Annotated in this window: 18 protein-coding genes and 1 riboswitch; of the genes, 4 read left to right on the top strand and 14 right to left on the bottom strand. The window is 58.6% G+C overall.

Annotated features, from left to right (window positions below):
- The 7 genes from K6T64_RS08120 to K6T64_RS08090 form a co-directional block, all read right to left on the bottom strand.
- The coding region (locus K6T64_RS08120) for an AMP-binding protein (protein ID WP_288009480.1) at nucleotides 1-638 on the bottom strand (638 nt) is incomplete at its 3' end.
- A 316-nt stretch (nucleotides 639-954) separates the two neighbouring features.
- Complete coding sequence (locus K6T64_RS08115; RefSeq protein ID WP_100667064.1) at nucleotides 955-2,142, bottom strand: thiolase family protein; 1,188 nt, start codon at nucleotides 2,140-2,142, stop codon at nucleotides 955-957.
- 318 nt (nucleotides 2,143-2,460) lie between these two features.
- Nucleotides 2,461-3,099, bottom strand: coding sequence for a 5,6-dimethylbenzimidazole synthase (gene bluB / locus K6T64_RS08110; protein WP_100667063.1), 639 nt, complete (start codon nucleotides 3,097-3,099; stop codon nucleotides 2,461-2,463).
- A 29-nt stretch (nucleotides 3,100-3,128) separates the two neighbouring features.
- Complete coding sequence (locus K6T64_RS08105) at nucleotides 3,129-3,986, bottom strand: energy-coupling factor ABC transporter ATP-binding protein (protein WP_288009477.1); 858 nt, start codon at nucleotides 3,984-3,986, stop codon at nucleotides 3,129-3,131.
- Nucleotides 3,979-4,764, bottom strand: a complete 786-nt coding sequence (cbiQ, locus tag K6T64_RS08100) for a cobalt ECF transporter T component CbiQ (protein WP_288009474.1) — start codon at nucleotides 4,762-4,764, stop codon at nucleotides 3,979-3,981. Before cbiQ ends, K6T64_RS08105 begins: the two co-directional genes overlap by 8 nt.
- Complete coding sequence (locus tag K6T64_RS08095; protein WP_170085095.1) at nucleotides 4,751-5,059, bottom strand: energy-coupling factor ABC transporter substrate-binding protein; 309 nt, start codon at nucleotides 5,057-5,059, stop codon at nucleotides 4,751-4,753. The genes cbiQ and K6T64_RS08095 overlap by 14 nt, the downstream gene beginning before the upstream one ends.
- Nucleotides 5,049-5,792 (bottom strand): energy-coupling factor ABC transporter permease, encoded by a 744-nt coding sequence (locus tag K6T64_RS08090; protein WP_170085093.1) that lies wholly within the window; start codon nucleotides 5,790-5,792, stop codon nucleotides 5,049-5,051. The genes K6T64_RS08095 and K6T64_RS08090 overlap by 11 nt, the downstream gene beginning before the upstream one ends.
- 230 nt (nucleotides 5,793-6,022) lie before the next feature.
- Nucleotides 6,023-6,222: riboswitch (cobalamin riboswitch) on the bottom strand.
- Between the two features lie 276 nt (nucleotides 6,223-6,498).
- On the opposite strand from K6T64_RS08090, the gene K6T64_RS08085 reads away from it, so the two are divergent.
- A complete protein-coding gene (locus tag K6T64_RS08085; RefSeq protein ID WP_288009471.1) occupies nucleotides 6,499-8,997 on the top strand; it encodes a bifunctional YncE family protein/alkaline phosphatase family protein in 2,499 nt (832 codons plus the stop codon).
- 81 nt (nucleotides 8,998-9,078) lie between these two features.
- Here the strand turns inward: K6T64_RS08085 and K6T64_RS08080 are convergent, their stop codons facing one another.
- The 4 genes from K6T64_RS08080 to K6T64_RS08065 are packed head-to-tail and all read right to left on the bottom strand — an operon-like array spanning nucleotide 9,079 to nucleotide 12,541.
- Nucleotides 9,079-9,843, bottom strand: coding sequence for an ABC transporter ATP-binding protein (locus K6T64_RS08080; protein ID WP_353737799.1), 765 nt, complete (start codon nucleotides 9,841-9,843; stop codon nucleotides 9,079-9,081).
- Nucleotide 9,844: 1 nt separating this feature from the next.
- Nucleotides 9,845-10,672 carry an ABC transporter permease gene (locus K6T64_RS08075; protein ID WP_288009467.1) on the bottom strand — a complete coding sequence of 276 codons (828 nt, stop codon included), beginning with the start codon at nucleotides 10,670-10,672 and terminating at the stop codon, nucleotides 9,845-9,847.
- A 5-nt stretch (nucleotides 10,673-10,677) separates the two neighbouring features.
- The gene (locus tag K6T64_RS08070; RefSeq protein WP_100667055.1) at nucleotides 10,678-11,238 is read right to left on the bottom strand and encodes a nitrous oxide reductase accessory protein NosL; all 561 of its coding nucleotides are present in this window, start codon (nucleotides 11,236-11,238) and stop codon (nucleotides 10,678-10,680) included.
- Between the two features lie 4 nt (nucleotides 11,239-11,242).
- On the bottom strand, nucleotides 11,243-12,541 hold the full coding sequence (locus K6T64_RS08065) for a right-handed parallel beta-helix repeat-containing protein (protein ID WP_288009496.1): 1,299 nt from the start codon (nucleotides 12,539-12,541) through the stop codon (nucleotides 11,243-11,245).
- A gap of 265 nt (nucleotides 12,542-12,806) precedes the next feature.
- Between K6T64_RS08065 and K6T64_RS08060 the strand changes: the two genes are divergently transcribed.
- Nucleotides 12,807-13,370 (top strand): zinc ribbon domain-containing protein, encoded by a 564-nt coding sequence (locus K6T64_RS08060; protein WP_288009465.1) that lies wholly within the window; start codon nucleotides 12,807-12,809, stop codon nucleotides 13,368-13,370.
- Nucleotides 13,371-13,890: 520 nt separating this feature from the next.
- On the opposite strand, the gene K6T64_RS08055 is transcribed toward K6T64_RS08060, so the two are convergent.
- The 3 genes from K6T64_RS08055 to K6T64_RS08045 all read right to left on the bottom strand — a co-directional run bounded on the left by K6T64_RS08055 (nucleotide 13,891) and on the right by K6T64_RS08045 (nucleotide 16,855).
- A complete protein-coding gene (locus tag K6T64_RS08055; protein WP_288009464.1) occupies nucleotides 13,891-14,265 on the bottom strand; it encodes a gamma-glutamylcyclotransferase family protein in 375 nt (124 codons plus the stop codon).
- Nucleotides 14,266-14,275: 10 nt separating this feature from the next.
- On the bottom strand, nucleotides 14,276-14,917 hold the full coding sequence (locus K6T64_RS08050; RefSeq protein ID WP_288009463.1) for a sulfite oxidase-like oxidoreductase: 642 nt from the start codon (nucleotides 14,915-14,917) through the stop codon (nucleotides 14,276-14,278).
- A gap of 66 nt (nucleotides 14,918-14,983) precedes the next feature.
- Nucleotides 14,984-16,855, bottom strand: a complete 1,872-nt coding sequence (locus K6T64_RS08045) for an ABC transporter ATP-binding protein (RefSeq protein WP_288009461.1) — start codon at nucleotides 16,853-16,855, stop codon at nucleotides 14,984-14,986.
- Between the two features lie 119 nt (nucleotides 16,856-16,974).
- Between K6T64_RS08045 and mqnE the strand changes: the two genes are divergently transcribed.
- On the top strand, nucleotides 16,975-18,081 hold the full coding sequence (mqnE, locus tag K6T64_RS08040) for an aminofutalosine synthase MqnE (RefSeq protein ID WP_288009460.1): 1,107 nt from the start codon (nucleotides 16,975-16,977) through the stop codon (nucleotides 18,079-18,081).
- 135 nt (nucleotides 18,082-18,216) lie between these two features.
- A complete protein-coding gene (locus K6T64_RS08035; RefSeq protein WP_170085078.1) occupies nucleotides 18,217-18,519 on the top strand; it encodes a hypothetical protein in 303 nt (100 codons plus the stop codon).
- Nucleotides 18,520-18,566: the final 47 nt, after the last annotated feature.

The raw sequence follows: 18,566 nt of genomic DNA, 5'->3' as shown, positions 1-18,566 counted from the left end.
AGCCAGTTGTTGTGGCTGAGGGGACAGCCCTTTGGCTCCGCCTCGGTGCCCGAGGTCCAACAGATGGTGAAAATATCGTTCGCGTCCATCGGGATGGCGCCCAGCCGCTCTTCATCATACGCGCCCCGGGCCATCTCTCGAACGTCTTCCAGAGTCAGAATCTCCCGCAGGGCGGGCAACTGTCCTTGAAGTTGCCGGGCCATGTCCAAGCCGCTGAAACCGCGAAACTGGCGGGTGGTGATGAACATGGCGGCTTCGGTGAGGCCGGCGATATAGCTGAACTCCTTGGCCCGCCACTGAACGGGAATCGGGGCGATCACACCCCCCGCCCGGGCGACGGCCAAGTAAAGCATCGCCAACTCCCACACGTTCGGAAGCTGAACCATCACCACATCGTCTTTCCGCAGGCCCCGGTCCACCAAAGCTTGGGCCACGGCCCCCACGGCTTGCTCCAACTCCCGATACGTCAGCCTCTCCGGGTAAAAACCCACCAATTCTTCTTTGTTGGGCGGGTCCACCAAAGCCACCCGGTCCGGGTGGGCCCGGGCGTACTGGCGGAATCGGTCCCAGAGGGTCTCCGTGCCCCAGTACCCCTCCGCCGTATATTCGCGAATTCGTTCCGGTGATGCGAGAATCACGACTTTCCCTCCATTTTGACGACCATATCGCGAAACGCGAAGCCTGGGGTGCAATCCCGGGCCGGCGCCCCCGGAACAAACCTGAGCCGGCACCCCGGGAGTGGAGCCCGGAGCAGCCACGAGCGGTAGCCTCGCCACATCCCGGAGCAGCGACCCGGTAGAGCCCGGGGCCGGCGGCCGATGACCGCCACCCCGGAGGTCCCAAACCTCCCGCGCCTGGCCCCCGAGCGACAACGGGGGCCCGGCGGTCCCATCCCGGGCCTCCCGAACCAGTCACTCAAATCCACAGCCGGCGTTCACCGCCCCGAAGCCCCGATCATTCCGGAATACGCTCGATAATCGTGGCGTTGGCCATCCCGCCGCCTTCACAAATCGCCATGAGTCCGTAGCGCCCTTTGCGCTCCTCCAGCCCATTGAGCAGCGTGGCGGTGATCCGGGTACCGGTAGCTCCGAGGGGATGCCCGATGGCCACAGCCCCGCCGTGGACATTGACTTTATCCCAGGGCGCTCCGATCTCTTTCTGCCAGGCCAGCACCACCGACGCGAAAGCCTCGTTCACCTCAAACAGATCGATATCCTCCACTTTCAGGCCGGCCCGATCGAGCACCTTCTGCGTCGCCGGAATCGGGCCGGTCAGCATCGTCACCGGATCCACCCCCACCGCCGCAAAGGCGACAAACCGGGCCCTGGGCCGAAGCCCGAGGCGCTCCGCCATCTCCCGGCTCATGACCAGGGCCGCGCTCGCCCCGTCCGAGATCTGGCTGGCGTTGCCCGCGGTGATGAGTTCCAAGTCCTCAAAAGCTGGGGGCAGGGCCAGCATCTTCTCAAGGCTCGTATCCGGACGGATCCCCTCGTCCTCCGCAAAAGTCCTGTATTCGCCCGGGGCGTCGGGCACCGGAACTTGAACCGGCACGATCTCCCGGGCAAAACACCCCTTCTGCCGGGCTTTTGTCGCGAGCTCATGACTCCTCAGTCCAAAGCGGTCGAGATCCTCCCGGGTGAATCCCCACTGTTTGGCGATCATCTCGGCCCCCAAAGCCTGGTCGAAAAATTGCCGGTTCCACCGGTCCATCCGGTATCGCTCTTGAAGGTCGCGGGTCATGGGGACCCCATGCACCCCGATGGTGCTCATCATCGGGACCCGGGTCATTGACTCTACCCCGGCGGCAATGGCGATGTCATACACCCCCGCCATGACGCCCTGGGCGGCAAAATGCAGCGCCTGCAAGCTCGAACCGCACTGACGGTCGATGGTCACCGCCGGCACCGACTCGGGCAACCCCGCGGACAACCAGGCATTGCGCCCGATGTTGACCGATTGTTCCCCCACCTGATCCACGCAGCCGACGATCACATCGTCCACCGCCGCGGCGTCGAGTCCGTTGCGACTCACCAACTGTTTCAACACCCCGCCCAACAGATCCACCGGATGGACCTGGGCCAGACTCCCCTTCCTCCGGCCGATGGGGGTGCGGATTGCATCAACGATCACCGCTTCGCGCATCACGGATTCCTCCTCATGACATTTTCAAACACCCTCATATTTATTTCGAGAAGTCGGACAGTACACCTGCCAAAACCGGCACGTCCAACTCTATCTTACCGCATTTTTGCCGAGGAGACGACCGGTCGTTCGTATGCGACAACATTTTCTGCGCTGACCAATGTCTTTGTGCCCTACACCCAACGCCTGGTCCCCGATCCATTTTCGTTCCACCGGCAAGTTTGCCGAATCGCGTCCACTGGGCGAACTCAGCCGTTTCGTGGGCACCTAGCGATGCCACTGGTGGCACACGACAACAACCCTTGTTGACGTGACGGGCTACAGTCCCCACTTGTTCCTAAAGATCAGTGAATCAAGCGGCCGTCGCTTCTCCCATCCCACCATTTCCAAGAGAGGCATGGGCGGATAATGATCGGTATAGCCAACCGACAGGAGGGCCACTGGATCAATGTGGGGTGGAATCGAAAGGATGCTGCGAATATCTGTTTTCTTATAAAAACTGACCCATCCCATCGCCAGCCCTTCGGCACAAGCCGCCAGCCACATATTTTGAATGGCACACGCCGTAGACAGGATATCCGTTTCAGGTATCGAGTTCCTCCCGAGAACGTGATCGCCCCCCCGGGTCGGATCGCAGGTCACACAAATGGTCAGTGGGGCTTCCCGCAATGCCTCCACCTTGAGACTGAGAAAAAGATCCTTCCGGTCGTCTTCATAGTGAATCGCGAGAGCACGGCGTTCCTTGTCAGCAGCCCAAGACAGGCGCTCTTTCACTTCTTGGTCTGTAATTAAGATAAAATTCCACGGTTGCATAAAACCCACCGAGGGTGCATGATGGGCCGCCTCCAATATGCGATCGAGCTTGTCTTGTGGAATGGGGTCGGGAAGAAACGATCGAACATCACGGCGTGTTCGGATGACTTTGTAAAGTGCTTGTCTTTCCGTATCGGTAAACACGGTATTTCCACCTTTCCCTGATTGCCGCATTACCCGAAGGTCGGGCGCCTATCGGCCGCCGCTCGGGCAATAGGCGCAGACAGTTCTTCCACCGTTCTGGGGGGCCCACCATCATACAGACCCGCTTTGTTCAATTCCTCCCAGACCCTCCACAACACCGGTTTCGTCAGAGATGCCCTTTTCAGAATGTCCGTGTCACTGAACACATCCTTCGGCAAGCCCTCGGCGAGAACGCGCCCGGCATGCATGATCACGACCCAATCCGCCCACGCATAGGCAAAGTCCACATCGTGGGTCGACAGAACGATTTGGATTCCTTGACGGTGTAAACGCTCTAACAATTCGAGCAACGCGTGAACCTGTCCAGGGTCGAGGGAAGCGGTGGGCTCATCGAGAATCATCACTTCCGGTTTCATGGCCAAAACTCCGGCCAACGCAACCCGCTTTTTTTGGCCGTAACTGAGGAGATGCACGGCCTTGTCCCGCAGATCCCAAAGTCCGGTGATGTTGAGTGCCTCCTCCACCCTCGCCTCAACTTCAGGCGGGGACAACCCCAAGTTCATAGGCCCAAAAGACACATCCTCCCATACATGACCGATCACAACTTGTCGATCCGGGTTCTGAAAGACGATCCCGACCTTGGCTCGCAGTCGAGCAAGCTCTTTGCGGGCGTACCGAACCTCCTGCCCCCGAAAAAGGATTCGGCCGCGAAACGGGCGCAAAATCCCGTTCAAATGCAGGAATAACGTCGATTTTCCCGCACCGTTGGAACCAAGAAAAGCGACTTTTTTTCCGCGTTCAATACCTAGGGATACGCCCTGCAGAGCTTGGGTTCCATCTTCATAGTTATACTCGACGCCTTCTAATGCGAAGGTCGGCTTATCCATGCAACCGCCTCCCCACAAGCCAAGCCGCAACCGCCAGACCCACCACGGCCGCGCCCATCCAGGCGGCGGTTTTGAGACACACCGCCCATGGAGGCGGCAGGACGGTCAGTCGCCCGCGGTACCCCCGCGAGATCAGTGCTCGGTACAGATCCTCCACCTCCAGTCGGCTCTTGACGGCCAACGCCGCCCCCAGACGACCAAGGGAAGACAAGCTCCGGCTCCATGACCGATACCCCAGCCGAGAGGACTGAGCCACATACGTTTGTTGAGCCATTTCCATGAGAATAAACAAATAGCGATACATGAGATGCATCACTTCCAAGAGAATCTCGGGCACGTTCACCCGGCGCAACATGTCCACGAGATCCGGCACCGGCGTGGTAAGCGCCAGGACGTACATCGAAGAGGTTACGGCCAGCGCCCTGACCCACACGGTCACCGCCGTCCGAACCCCTTCTCCGTTCACTCCAATCCACCAGCCGGGGATTCCATCCATCGAGCAAACAAGGGGAAGTCCTGAAGGCTGTACTTGAACCAAGAGCGGGATCGCACCAAGCGACAAAAACGACAACGGCAGCGCCATGAAGCGAAGGAACGCCCGTATGGGGATCCCGGCCCCGTATCTCAGGAAAAGTCCCGCGATCACAGGTATAATCGCCGCTACCGGCGTTGGAAAGACAAACGCACTTCCTCCCAAAGCCGCGGCAAAAACTGTTTTTTGCAGCGGATGGAGCCTGCGCCACCGGTTGGCATGGGCCCATCGATCAACCGGACTCATGGCGATCCCTTCTGCGGGCATGAAGATAGCCAATGGAATAGCCGACAACCCCGGCACCCAAGGCTGCCTGGAGGGAAAACAGCAAACTCTCGATCTCACTGCCCGGGGGTTCCCATAAAGGGGAAAACCAGGGCCGGTAGTTCGGATCCAGTTGGTGTACCATCTCCTTCCCTTGATCATCCGATCCTTGGAACTCCGCTGTTCTGAGAGTCAATAACGGCAATGCCGCTAAAGCGACCGCCAATAAACCGAGAAATCCATTTTTCCCCCAACGCCGATGATGGTTATGCCTCATGGTGCGCCTCCTCAGCCAGGTTCATCGCTCGGCTCAGAACCTCGGGATTGTATTTCATCACCCAGTTCACCATGATAACCGTGAGCAGCCCTTCGCTGACGGCGAGCGGAACCTGGGTGACGGCAAAAATCGATGCGAATTTCCAAAATGATGCCGCTACTCCCCCGATAGGGGCGGGAAACGCTAAAGCCAACTGGAACGACGTCGTGACATATGTCGATAAGTCACCCAAAGCGGCGGCAAGAAATACAGCTACTCCTCGCCCGAATCCATATTTATGGACCACACGGAATACAAGATAGGACACTGTGGGCCCGACAACGGCCATGGAGAACGTGTTGGCGCCAAGGGTCGTGATCCCGCCATGGGCCAGGAGCAACGCCTGAAACAATAGGATGATGCAACCGACGACACTCATCGCCATAGGACCGAACAAAACAGCCCCCAGACCCACTCCGGTCGGATGTGAACTGCTTCCTGTGACCGATGGGAGTTTGAGAGCCGACAGCACAAAAGCAAAGGCCGCCGAAAGCGCCAATACAAGCTTCATCTTCAGATTGTCTCCGGCTTGTTTTTGTAAAGAACGAGTCCCGAGGATTAAAGCGGGCAGACATAGCACCGCCCAAAAAAGACACCAACCCAAGGGAAGATAGCCTTCCATAATGTGCATGGCATAAGCTTGGCGCGGGAGCCAAAAGGCCATAAACAGAACCAGAATAACCCACCTGACCATCTTCACTCCCCCAAATCTTCGACCGTCTTGTTTTCTTCAGGACATAGCAAAACCCCTTAACCACGAACATGTTAAGGGGTTTTCAAACATCCGGACCATTCATCACCGCTCAAAGACCTGCTTTTCTGTGCTCCGGCCAGTCCTGCGAAATCCCGCATCAAGCAGAGGACACCAGGCAAAGAACGGTGCGATCGCCTCACAGTGAACCACCCCCTATACCTCGTAGGGTAGAGTTCTTTTGGAAACGGGCCGGTATCCTGGCTTCGATTCATCACTGCCCTACGCCTTCCCAGTTTCCCAGTGGCGCCATGTAAGGCAGTTCCTCGTTACAGTGGCGGGACCGCGCGGGACTTGCACCCGACTTCCCGTTTTCCCGAGCCAGCGCTCTTTCCGAACAATGGCCTCGGGCACCCGTTCCAGGTATGAAATTGTTAAGAAAAGAACGATCTCTCACGCTCCAACACTGCAACTGTACAGATACGTCACCCGCCCACCAAGCCGGGTTTCGTTGAAAACAGTTTACTGACGATTGTATGGTCTGTCAAGCATGCGTCACATGATCCTTTTTTCGCAGTACTATGACCCACAAACATTACACAATCTTCAGATTTATAACGTTTCTATCTTTACACGCCGGGTCTATCATAGGACATGTCCGGTAATTGCCGGGCGTTGGAAGAATCAACAAAACAAGGAGGAGAGGCGCATGAAGGAGCGGAGGATTGCACGAAAAAGGTGGGTGGCGGGTGCAGCCATGGCTGCGCTCATGTTAGGGACCGGCTTAGCACCGGGATCCGCATGGGCCCGGGAGGCCGGGCCTCAATCAAATGGCACCGCGGTCACCTCCTACGACTGGGTCGTGACCCCCGCTGGGAAGCAGGTCACCCTGGGAGATTTCCCGATGGGTGGCGCCCTCAGCCCAGACGGTCGATACCTGGTGGTCTCGAACGACGGGCAAGGCACCCAGTCCCTTCAAGTCATTGATCTCAAACAGCAAAAGGTCATTCAGACCATACCCTACAAGTCTCCGGAAGCCCTCTATCTCGGCGTGGCTTTTAGCCCGGACGGAAAGACGCTGTACGCCTCGGCAGGCGGTAACAACAAGATCCGCGTGTTCCAGCTTCGCGACGGCCAACTGTCCGAGCAATCCCCCATTGTGCTCATCGGTCTAACCCCGGGGCCCAAGGCCAATAACCAAAAGGGAAATGCGTATCCCGCGGGACTGACCGTTTCGGCAGACGGCGGCTTCTTGTATGTCGTCAATAACCTGTATAATACCGTGGTCAAAATCGACACCTCCACGGGCAAGGTGGTGGCCCAGGGGAACGTCGGCCAATACCCGTACACCTCTCTTCTCTCCCAAGACGGAAAAACCCTTTACGTCACCAACTGGGGCGAAGACACGGTGACCGCTCTGGATCCGGACACCCTACAGACCCAGGCCACCATCAAGGTCGGTCTTCACCCGAATGCCCTGGCCCTGAACCCCCGCACCGGCGCGATCTATGTGGCCAACTCGGACAGTGATACCCTCTCGGTGATCGACCCTTCCCGGCAAAAGGTCGTTCAGACCATTTCCCTCGCTCCCTATCGAGGCGCCCTGCCCGGAAGCCAACCGGATGCCCTCACCGTGAGCCCGGATGGCCGCACCCTCTACGTGGCCAATGCCGGCAACAACGACATCGCCGTCGTCGATCTCGGCAAAGGGTCCCCCACCGCCCGGGCTGATGTCAAAGGCCTCATCCCCACCGGTTGGTACCCCACTGGAGTATACACAACGGACAGGGGAAAGCAGATCCTGGTCATTAACGCCAAGGGCCTCGGGGCCGGACCCAACACTCAAGGGCAGTATATCGGGAATATGATAAGCGGCACTCTTTCCATCATTGACGCCCCGAACCCAGGCGAACTCCTGCGTTACACCGAGCAAGTGAAGCGCAACAATCAACCCGCTTATGGGCCTGGGTCCAACGGGCGCCCTGGTGACGGCCGGACGGACCGGTTTCCCATCCCCCGATTCCTCGGCCAGAATTCCCCGATTAAGCACGTGATCTATGTCATCAAAGAAAATCGCACCTACGACCAGGTGTTCGGCGACATGGGCAAAGGCAACAGTGACCCGTCCCTGACCGAATTCGGCAAGGACATCACCCCGAATCTTCACAAGTTGGCCAACCAGTTCGTGCTCCTCGACAACACCTACACCGACGCCGAGGTCAGCGCAGACGGGCACAACTGGTCCACCGCCGCCGAAGCCAATGATTACGTAGAGAAAAACTGGCTGGCCAACTACAGCGGCCGGAACCGGGGATATGATTTCGAGGGCACAAACCCCGCGACCTACCCACAAAATGGATTCATCTGGAATGACGCGACAAAGTCCGGAGTGTCGTTCCGGGACTATGGGGAGTTCGTGGAGAAAGACCCCAAGACTGGCAAATGGGTTCCCACCGACCCCAGCATCGGGCAAAACTATGATCCCGATTATCCTGGTTGGGATTTGAACATCTCTGACCTGACCCGCTTTGACAAGTGGAATGAGGAATTTCAACAATACGTGAAAAATGGAAATCTGCCTCAGTTCGAGATCGTTCGATTGCCGAACGACCACACCATGGGCACCAAACCTGGAGCCCTCACACCCCAGGCCTATGTGGCCCAGAATGACTACGCCCTCGGAAAACTCGTCCATACGGTGAGCCATTCTCCCTATTGGAAAAACACGGCCATTTTCGTGATCGAGGACGATTCCCAGGACGGCTTGGACCACGTGGACGCCCACCGGACCGAAGCGCTGGTGATCAGCCCGTATACCCAACGGGGCGGCGCCGTGGATAGCACTTTTTACGATACGGCCTCCATGTTGAAGACCATAGAACTGATTCTCGGCATGAAGCCGATGACCCAGTACGACGCCGCGGCCCTGCCGATGATCAACGCCTTCACCACCCATCCGGATTTTGCGCCCTACGACGCCGTGCCCCCGACCTATCCCCTCGACGCCCGCAACGGCCACAATGCCCCCATGGCCATGGTGTCCGAACAGATGGACTGGAGCCAGGAAGACGTGGCCTCGCCCAAGAAATTGGATGAAGTCCTATGGGCAGCGACTCATCCGGGACAACCGTACCCGAAAAAAAGCGAGGCGGACGGTAGCCCCAATGCGGCCAACGGCAGCGCCGGTGTTGCCGAAGCAGCCGATTAATCCCTCCGGATAAAGGTTGAGGGCCGTCCTTTCCACCGGAGGCCCTCCCTTTCTTCTCTCATCATTTCTACGAACAGTTCGTCACCCCGAACCGTCGCGCCGTTGTCCCCTCCCTTCCGAAGCCACCCGAGTGCCCGGTTCTTTGCGAATCAACTCGGCAAAAGCAGCCGCCAAACCGCCGGCCCCGTATCGGGTGCGGAAAGATTCTACCGCGCCCGAGCTGATCACCCGTCCCCGATTCAGAAAAATCACCTCATCGGCCACCTGTTCGGCCACATCGAGCTGGTGCGTCGAGAACACCACCGACCTCCCGCTCTTTTTGACCCCGACGAGGAGCTCTGCCAGGGTGTCCACCCAATACGGATCCAGGCCATTGGTCGGCTCGTCCAGCACCAAGATGGGAGGCTCCGCCAGGATCGCTTGGGCGAAGAGCAGTCGCTGCTGCATGCCCTTAGAAAAGTGGCCAACCCGCTTGTCCCGCTCCGCCCCAAGTCCGACGATTTCCAAAACATCCCGGGCTCTTTTCTGGTCCAGCCCTTTGAGCCCCGCGAAAAAAGCAATGGTCTCCCAGGCGGTCAAACCCGGGGAGAAGGAAAAATCATCCGGCATGTAGCCGATCTGTTCGACATAAGCTCGGGTCCGCCGACCCGTTTCAATCCCATTGACTCGAATAACCCCGCTCGTCGGCCGCAGGAGGCCCACCGTCATGCGCAGGATCGTACTTTTGCCAGCACCGTTTCCGCCCGCAAGGGCCAACACCCGTCCGGGCGGAAGCCGAAAGCTGAAAGGATGGACCACCATATTGCCGCGGATCGTTTTTGAGATCTTTTCCCACTCCAGGCCCATCTCACCCACGGCGTCGCCCCCTCTCCCAGACCCACACAGCGAGCGTTTGAAAAACCGCCAGCCACAGCAATCCGAATCCCGCCATCACCACCGGTCCCCAAGGCCCCGACGCCCCTTCCACCAACTGGACATAGGCCGGACCGAGGATCGATCCGGCCCCGAGCTGGATGACGGTGAACAGACGGACCAATTCGGCAGGATTACAGAACGTGAGCAAGGTCAACATCGGTTTTACGGCGCTATGGGGCATGAGATTTAACGAGGCAATGAGAAGGGTTGGCCAGGCGAGCACCGTCACAAACCACACCCCGACCCCCATGGTCAGCGCCTGCCAGCGATTGGCCGCCAGGGCCCCGATCATGAGGGCAATCCCGAGGTACAACAACAGGATGGCCGCTGAAAAACCCAGGAACAGAGCCAGATCCGCCAGGGTCACCCCCTGCCCCAGCCAGGCCCCGACCAGACCGAACAGCCCGAACCCCGCAGCCAATATCGACGCCAAAACGGCGACCAAGCCTACAAATTTCCCCGCCATGTACGCCCTGGAAGACAGAGTATAAGTCGAAAGCAGATCCCGGGTGCCGTCCTCCTTTTCGGCCGTCACGGAAAAAGCACCTAAGAGCAGCGTCATCATCGGCAGCAGATAGAGGATCAGGTTCATCATCGTCGCCGTGGCATGGGTATACGCCGGCAGCCCGGCTGCCCGGTTCGACTGGATCAAAACCAGAGCCAGGCTAAACACGCTGAAGAGAGCGAGAAATGAGTATGCCCAGGGATTCCGGTACCCCAGCTTCATTTCCCGCTTGGCAATGATCCATACAGCGCTCACTTGGGTTAGTGCCCCATTCCCGCGCCGCTCATATTACCTCCGTTCATGCTGCCGCCGCTCATGTTGCCCTGCATCTGTTCTTTCAGTTTTTTCATCATTTCCATGTTGCGGGCCCAGTTATGGCTCCCCAACTGATCCGCCGTAAACAGGTTCCCGCCCGGGTACTGTTTCAGGAAGTTTTCCGCATCGGCCTTATTCTGGAAGGAAACGACATTATAGGCCATGGGGGTCACGATATTCGGGTCGTAGACATAAGTGGCATCTTCGAATTTGAGCCATTGACTGCTGTTGTAATCCCGGACAAATCGCTGCGCAACCTGAGAAGTGCCATTTTGCTGGGTCCACTTGTTCATGCAGCCGAGGTCGTCAAATTTTAGCGCCTGTCCATCGGTAAGAATGATCTCCGTGGCAAAATGATCATCTTTGACTGTCATGTGGCAGACGGCACACTTGTCCACGGCGGGGTCGATGGCCGCCGGTTGGGCGGCTTGTTTCCCGCAGCCCGCGAGGGCAAGACTGAGGGCGGCGGTCGCTGCCAGCATCCCGATCATCCGTTTGATTTTCATGCTTTCACACCCCTGGTCGATGGTGTAAGAATGGATAAAGTCCCAGTCCGAGAAGGAAAAACGACACAAGCGGAACGGTTTTGTCCATCGGCGGTGCCGACGCGGTTGCGGTGTCCGGTGGCTTCATCAAGGGAGCCGTGTCCGTGAGCCAGCGCCTGGTATCACCGGCAAACAACTGCTCCAACACGAAGGTCCCCGGTGCCTGGAAAAAGATCTGGTAAGCTGGAACGGCCCGGGTGAGCGCTAACAGGAAAGGAGAAGCCTGGTAAGGAAGGTCAGACCGCCCATCTCCGTCCGCATCGACTCCCTGCAGGTCATCCCAGTAATTGCCCACCATGCGATTGTCCCGACTGGAGATCGCCTGGGCCTGAACGACATTTCCGATCCACAAATTGCCATTAAAATCGTTGTCACGGGACGCTGTCATATAGAGTCCCAAGAAATTTTGCGCAATCGTATTGTCGACAAAACGATTCTGGCTGGCCTGATCCACATAAAACCCGATGCGGTTGCCGATGACGTGGTTCTCGGCAATCAGGCAGTGGTGAGAATCATACACCAGAATCCCTTGGGCCTGTACATTGGCGGCTTGTTTCTCGATGTGATTGCCGATGACCCGGCTGCCGTCGTCCCCCATGACCATGACCCCGGTGATATTTCGCGCGAAGCGATTGCCCGAGATTTCACTCTCACCGGTGAACATGAGGTGCACCGCGTAGTGAGAATCCTGAACGACATTATTGAGCACCTGGTTTCGGCGGCTGGTATCGAGATACACCCCGTCCTGGACCTTGGCGATTCGACAGTTCTCCACCCAGTTGTCGTTGGAATTCCACAGTTCAATGCCGTTCCCGACGGTGAACACCGTCCCGCCGGATCGCCCGACCCCCGTTCCCTGGATATGCACCCCCCGGATCTTGTTGCCATCGGCACCCTGGAGCCGGATTCCTATGCTTCCGGTGGATATCGTCAGGTCGGACAATACGTTGTTGTCGCCGCGAACCTCCAGCGTGGCGTGCTTCGGACGACTGAGTTTGTCTTCTAGCTGCACCCCCTGGACGTTCGCTCCGCTGGTTTGCACCAAGAGCAGCGGCCGGTCTTCCGAACCCCCACCCCCGTTTGCGATTCGCACCCCCGGACCTCCAAGGAGGGTCATGGGCTTTACCAGGGTGATGGGACCGGTATACGTTCCCGGGGCGATCTTCACCGTGGATCCGGGCGGTGCCCGGTCGATCACGGCCTGAAGACCGCCGGATGCTGCTTCGGCGTGCACCGGCACGCTCCCCACCAACAGGCCGAACATCACCAGCCAAGCCCGCCATGGGATGGCAACTCTTTTCCGACCAATCAGCTACACCTCCTTCCTTCTATGCGGCAAACCCGCCGTGCCCGACCCGGACTTCACCCCGCCTTCACCGTAACGCATCACGCAACATTTGCCCGTAGCCCTTTCAGGCTATTTATGTGACAGAGTTTTGAACCCACCGCAAGTTACCGGGCTTTAGCCCGAGTAAAAAGCCGGGGACAGGCTGGCGGTATGCGGCATATTCAAGAGCGACGGCACGCAGGTGGCCACACGGTTTATCCGTGGCGGCAACCATCTAAACGGCCGCAGGAAGCGTCTTTTGGGGATGATCGCGACAAAGCGCAGTCTCACCGGTGTTTTGAATCCGGATGAGCAAGACAACCGGTCGCTTTGGAACAAGATCCGGAACATGGACCTCTACGAAGCCCACCGGATCTCCCGGAGGATCGTCGAATTCGCCCAGGAACACGGTGCAAGCATCATCGTTTTTGAGCACTTGGGCAGGTTCAGACCCGTGAAAGGCAATTATAGCAAGCGGGCCAACGTGAAACGGGCGTACTGGCTTCGCGGCAAGATCTTCCACAACACGAAATACAAAGCCTGGGAGTACGGCATGATCACCAGCCGGGTTAACCCAAAGGACACGAGCAGGAAATGCGCAGGTTGCAATTCATGGGTAGCCCGATATGGCGAAAACGATCCGCCGGAAGGATACCGGCCGGGCGCTCCGCTGTTCGCCCGTCCGGTTTGCGGGAGCAAGGGGAACGCCGACCTGAACGGCGTGAGGAATATCGCGAAAAAGTTTCTTGCAAGATATGCAGCTTAAAGCCTTTGCCGAAAGGTGAAGGTGGTCTGGTTTCCCATGAGCAGTCAATCCAAAACGGGGATCAGGCCGGGCCCGGCACCACCCGGTGTATCCGTCGTCCACTACGCCCTCAATGCGGTAGCGGCCACGCCGCAAGTACTGCGAGCGGCGACTAGACACGGGTGCCCAAAGAAGCCGTGGGGATTCATCTCCGGCAGAGTGTCACAAAAGGGTGGCAGTACTCCGAAGTGGGCCAGAAAAACGTCAGCCCATCGGAACTTGGGATTGCCGCCGAATGGTTTCCGGGTTTTCCTGTTCATGCGTGGCTCTGTCCGGACCGTCAGTTTTTCCAGCGCCCTTGTGCCGGAATTCCTGTCCCACCCGGGCAGTTTGTCGAGATTGTCATGTATCACGTCCAGGTAAAACCCCAAGACGGCCCGGTAGATTTCTTCTGTCCGGCGGATCATCTCCGGAGAGCCGGTGATAAATCTTCTCATACGCTGTTTGGTTGAAATTATATTTTTGAGCACGGGCATTTTCTTCACCTTTGGGCGAGCCATTCCCGCCAGGACCCCACTGGAATCTCCGGATACCCCCGGGAATCCAACCAAACGTATACCCACCCGGACCGCTCCTCCCGGGCGTCCCGGACCCACACCCGCTCATAATCGTTTGCTTGACCCGGGCCCCGGTATTCTTCCAGGTCATCCATGGCCCGAAGCCCTTCCGGCGTCACCTCGAACCACTCGCCTTCCACTTCCCCTGCCGCCTCGTCCAACACCATCGCCGGGTACGCCCCCACGTCGTACAACCGCCCCCGCACCCGGCCCGGGCGAACGCTGAGCAGGTGGGGAGCGACCACCCCGTGATTTGCCTGCCCCACCAAAAGCGTTCCATACACAAACACGCGAACCATCGGTCCCTTCTCACCTTTCCCCGTCGACATACCACCTGAATACCCCTCGTTGCGCCCTTTGCAGATCGCCATTCACCCACTCCGGATCATCCCTGTACCGCTGGGAGCGCCAGGGATCCCCGAGCATGTGGTATCCGCGCTCCTCCCAATATCCCGGCACATCCTCCGCCAAAAACTCGAGTCCCCGCACCCATTTGGCCGATTTCCAGAAATATAAATGGGGCACCACCAGGCGCAGGGGCCAGCCGTGTTTTGGAGTCAGGGATTTTCCATTATGGGAATGGGCCAAAAGGACCCCCTCTTTGAGCAACTCCTCCAGGGGCAAATTCGTGGTCCACCCCCCGTAGGCGTGCACCAGCACGTACCGGGCATCGGGCAGGAGGTTCACCCGCCGAAGGACCTCCCGAAAAGCCACGCCCTCAAACAGGTTGTCGTATTTGGACCACGTGGTCACACAATGAATGTCGCACCGGTACGAAGTCTGGGGCAGGGCCATGAATTCCGAATAGGTGAATTGAACCGGCTGCTCCACCCGGCCAAACAGTTCAAGCCTCCAGCTCTCCAGGTCAATCTCCGGCACCCGGCCGGCGTGCAGAATCGGCCATCGCTCCGTTACAAATTGACCCGGGGGAATACGTCCCTCTTCAGCCACTGCCGCACCTCCTCCGACAATTCAATGTCCAACGCCGATTCCATGCAGAAGAATCCGGCCTGCCGTTCAGCCTTGCCCGCCCCCGGCGACGTTCAGATCCCGCTCAAGCGCGCTTTCCCCATCCACCGGTTGCCCCGCCTCCTGATCGGCGAACTGTTCGGCGTACAGCCGGGCGTACAACCCACCCCGGGCCAACAGCTCCCGATGCGTGCCCTTCTCCACCACCCGGCCGCCGTCGATCACCACAATTTGGTCCGCTCGCAGGATCGTCGACAGCCGATGGGCGATGACAATGGACGTTCTCCCCTGGAAAAGGGGCTGAAGGGCAGCTTGGATATAGCGCTCGGAGTGGGAATCCAGGGCCGAGGTCGCCTCATCCAAGATCAAGATCCGGGGATTTTTGAGAATCACCCGGGCCAGGGCGATGCGCTGCTTTTCGCCCCCGGAAAGCTTATACCCCCGCTCCCCTACTAAGGTATCGTACCCGTCCGGCAGCCTCTGGATCATGTCGTGGATGTAAGCCGCTTTCGCCGCCGCCTCCATTTCCTCCTCGGTGGCGTCTGGCTTGGCATAGAGAAGATTGTCCCGGAGCGAGGCGTGGAATAAAAATGTCTCCTGGGTGACCACGCCAATCTGCCCGTGCAGCGACGATAATGTCACGTCCCGAAGGTCGTGCCCATCCAAAGTCACCCGGCCCACCTCGGGGTCGTACAACCGGGGAATCAAATAACTCAAGGTCGTCTTCCCCGCCCCGCTCGGCCCCACCAAGGCCACCAACTGCCCGGGTTCGATGGTCAGGTCGATCCCCCGCAGCACCCATTCCCCTCCAGGCCGGTAGCGAAAATATACATTTTCAAACTGGATCTGGCCCCGAACCCGCCCCACATCCACCGCCCCGGGACGGTCCTCGATCTCCACCGGCTTATCCAGATACTCAAACAGTCGGCTGAACAGCGCCGCCGACCCCATCACATTGACGTGAATATTCGCCAAGGCGGACACGGGTCCGTACAGTTGCCCCAGATAAGCGGTGAAGGCCACCACCGTGCCCAGGGTCATGGCGTCCCCCATGACCAGGCGCCCCCCATACCAGTAGATGATCGCCGGCCCCGCCGTGGAGATGGTGGTGAGCATCATGAAAAACCAGCGGCCCACCAGGCTCTGGCGCATCTGCGCCTCCATGAGCTCCCGGTTTTTCGCCTCAAACCGTTCCACTTCACTGGGCTCTTTATTAAACGTCTTCACCAGAAGTATCCCGCTGACCCCCAGCGTCTCCTGCATCAACGCGCTGAGATCGGCCAACTTCTCCTGACTTCGCTTTCGCAGGTTGTAATTCATCCGCCCCACTCGGCGGGTCGGAACGATAAAAAGGGGCAAGATCACCAGCGACAACAAGGCCAACTGCCAGTTGAGGGCAAACATCGTCGCCACGGTGATGACCACGCTGATGACATTGCGCAGAGAGTTGGCCACCGTGTCGCTGACCACCATTTGGAGACTGTTTACATCGTTGTTGACCCGGGACATAATCTCCCCGGTTTTTGTATTGGTGAAAAATTGCAGAGGCATGCGGACCAGGTGCCGATACATTTCGTTGCGCAGGTCGAACATCACGCCTTGGCCAATGCGCGCGTTCAAATAACCCTGAAGCACGCCCACCGCCGCCGACGCCAGGGCGGTGGCCACGATCAGCCCGGCCAACTCACTGAGGAGGACCATATCCCGCTGGGGAATCGCCCGGTCGATGATTCCCCGAATCAATAAAGGCTGGACCAGTCCGAGCAGGCTGCCCAGGACGATGGAGCCGATCACCCCGGCGAGCAGGAGGGCATACGGCCGAAAATACCCGGCAATCCGCCCCCAGGGCACGTCTCGAAATCCCCGCCCCCCTTTTCCCTCCCCCCAGTCCGGTGCCGTGTAATAACGCAACGACAACACCCCCGTTCCTTCCATTTTAACAGAACGGCTGGGAGCGGGGAAATCGCGAAAACCGCGCCAGTGAGCCAACCGAGTATGGTAGAATAGATCCGATCCCGATATGGAAAGGAGAAACGGCCTTGTTCTCCACGTCCACCCATCCGGCCTTGGCCGCCGTGGAACGAAAATTCGCCGCCGGCGAGCGCCTCGATTTTGAGGATGGCTTGGCGTTGCTTCAGTCCCCGGACCTTCTTCGGGTCGGGGCGATGGCCGATGAAGTTCGGCGACAGAAAAATGGCGATGACGCGTATTTTATCATCAACACCCACCTCAATTACACCAACATCTGTCATCTCAGTTGTAAACTGTGCGCCTTTGGGATAAAACCGGATCAACCCGGGGCCTATGCCCTCAGCCTCCAACAATTGGAAGCGAAGATGAAAGAGATCGCCGGGCGGGGTTTCACCGAATTGCACATCGTCGGGGGCGTGAACGCCTCTTTGCCCCTCTCGTACTACGAAGAGATGATGCACCTGGCGAAACGCATATTGCCCGGGGTTCACGTGCAAGCCTTTACGGCGGTGGAGATCGACTACATGGCCCGTATCGCCAAGCTCCCGGTGGAAACCGTTCTTGAGCGGCTCCGGGAGGCGGGGCTCGACTCGATCCTCGGGGGCGGGGCTGAAGTGTTCGACCCGGAAGTGCGCCGGATCATCGCCGGTCACAAAACCAGCGCCGACCGGTGGTTCGCCGTCCACCGCGCCGCCCACCAGATGGGCATCCGCACCAACGCCTCCATCCTGTACGGTCACATCGAGCGGCCGGAGCACGTGGTGGACCACTTGTTGCGGCTTCGGGAACTTCAGGATGAGACCGGGGGGTTTTCTTGCTTTTTTCCCTTCGCCTTCCACCCGGCCAACACCGCCCTGGCGGAGGAATATGGGATTCAAGACACCACCTCGGGGTATTATGATTTGCGCATCTTGGCCACCGCCCGGCTATTGCTCGACAACTTTGACCACATCCGGGCCTTCTGGATGATGATCGGCGAAAAAATGGCTCAAGTGTCCCTGGCCTTCGGGGTGGATGACCTGGACGGCACCGTCATGGAGGAACAGATTGTCCACGCCGCCGGCGCCGAGACGGCCCAAATGGCTCCGAAAGAACAATTTATTCGCCTGATCCGGGAGGCCGGGCGGATTCCCGTTCAACGGGATACGCTGTATAATAAGCTTAAGATCTACTGACTTGTCACGGTCCGCACTGTCAAAAGCGACGTGCGGTGCCGGAACGATTCCCACCCGACCGGCCGGAAGGTCCCCGGCGGCCGGAGGATGGCGACGGCTTGATTGCGCCGAGATTGCGCAAAGGGGGGATATACCATGAAGAACAAACTGTACGGACTTTTCGGCGCTACCTTAGGCGTGGCATTTGTCGCCTTTTGCCTGAGCGCATATTTTCTGTCTCAACAGATGTACGGGGCCATCGGGTGGACCGTGCTCATCGCATTTGTTCTTTACATCATTTTCGGCCTGACCGCGGATCGCGTGGATTTTCGCCGGGACGGCCGGTACCGGACGAACAATTTGAATTTCGGGTACTATAAACATCACTCCACCCCAGCTGCGGTCCACCGCCTGGAAGAGGAAAAAGCGCACAAGGATCAGCGGTCCCAGGCTTCCTGAACCGTCACTAAACGAAACCGGGAGCGACCCCACGCCCCCGGTTTTTT

Origin of the sequence: Kyrpidia sp. (assembly GCF_023512215.1) — a bacterium.
Taxonomy (GTDB): domain Bacteria; phylum Bacillota; class Bacilli; order Kyrpidiales; family Kyrpidiaceae; genus Kyrpidia; species Kyrpidia spormannii.
The sequence above is the reverse complement of the archived record's forward strand: the minus strand, read 5'-3'. Positions and strand labels throughout refer to the sequence as shown.

Bases quoted from the DNA above. Each gene is read 5' to 3' on its own strand.
- K6T64_RS08115 (WP_100667064.1), bottom strand. From the start codon at position 2,142: ATGCGCGAAGCGGTGATCGTTGATGCAATCCGCACCCCCATCGGCCGG.
- K6T64_RS08105 (WP_288009477.1), bottom strand. From the start codon at position 3,986: ATGGATAAGCCGACCTTCGCATTAGAAGGCGTCGAGTATAACTATGAA.
- cbiQ (WP_288009474.1), bottom strand. From the start codon at position 4,764: ATGAGTCCGGTTGATCGATGGGCCCATGCCAACCGGTGGCGCAGGCTC.
- K6T64_RS08095 (WP_170085095.1), bottom strand. From the start codon at position 5,059: ATGAGGCATAACCATCATCGGCGTTGGGGGAAAAATGGATTTCTCGGT.
- K6T64_RS08090 (WP_170085093.1), bottom strand. From the start codon at position 5,792: ATGGTCAGGTGGGTTATTCTGGTTCTGTTTATGGCCTTTTGGCTCCCG.
- K6T64_RS08085 (WP_288009471.1), top strand. From the start codon at position 6,499: ATGAAGGAGCGGAGGATTGCACGAAAAAGGTGGGTGGCGGGTGCAGCC.
- K6T64_RS08080 (WP_353737799.1), bottom strand. From the start codon at position 9,843: ATGGGCCTGGAGTGGGAAAAGATCTCAAAAACGATCCGCGGCAATATG.
- K6T64_RS08070 (WP_100667055.1), bottom strand. From the start codon at position 11,238: ATGAAAATCAAACGGATGATCGGGATGCTGGCAGCGACCGCCGCCCTC.
- K6T64_RS08065 (WP_288009496.1), bottom strand. From the start codon at position 12,541: ATGTTCGGCCTGTTGGTGGGGAGCGTGCCGGTGCACGCCGAAGCAGCA.
- K6T64_RS08055 (WP_288009464.1), bottom strand. From the start codon at position 14,265: ATGGTTCGCGTGTTTGTGTATGGAACGCTTTTGGTGGGGCAGGCAAAT.
- K6T64_RS08035 (WP_170085078.1), top strand. From the start codon at position 18,217: ATGAAGAACAAACTGTACGGACTTTTCGGCGCTACCTTAGGCGTGGCA.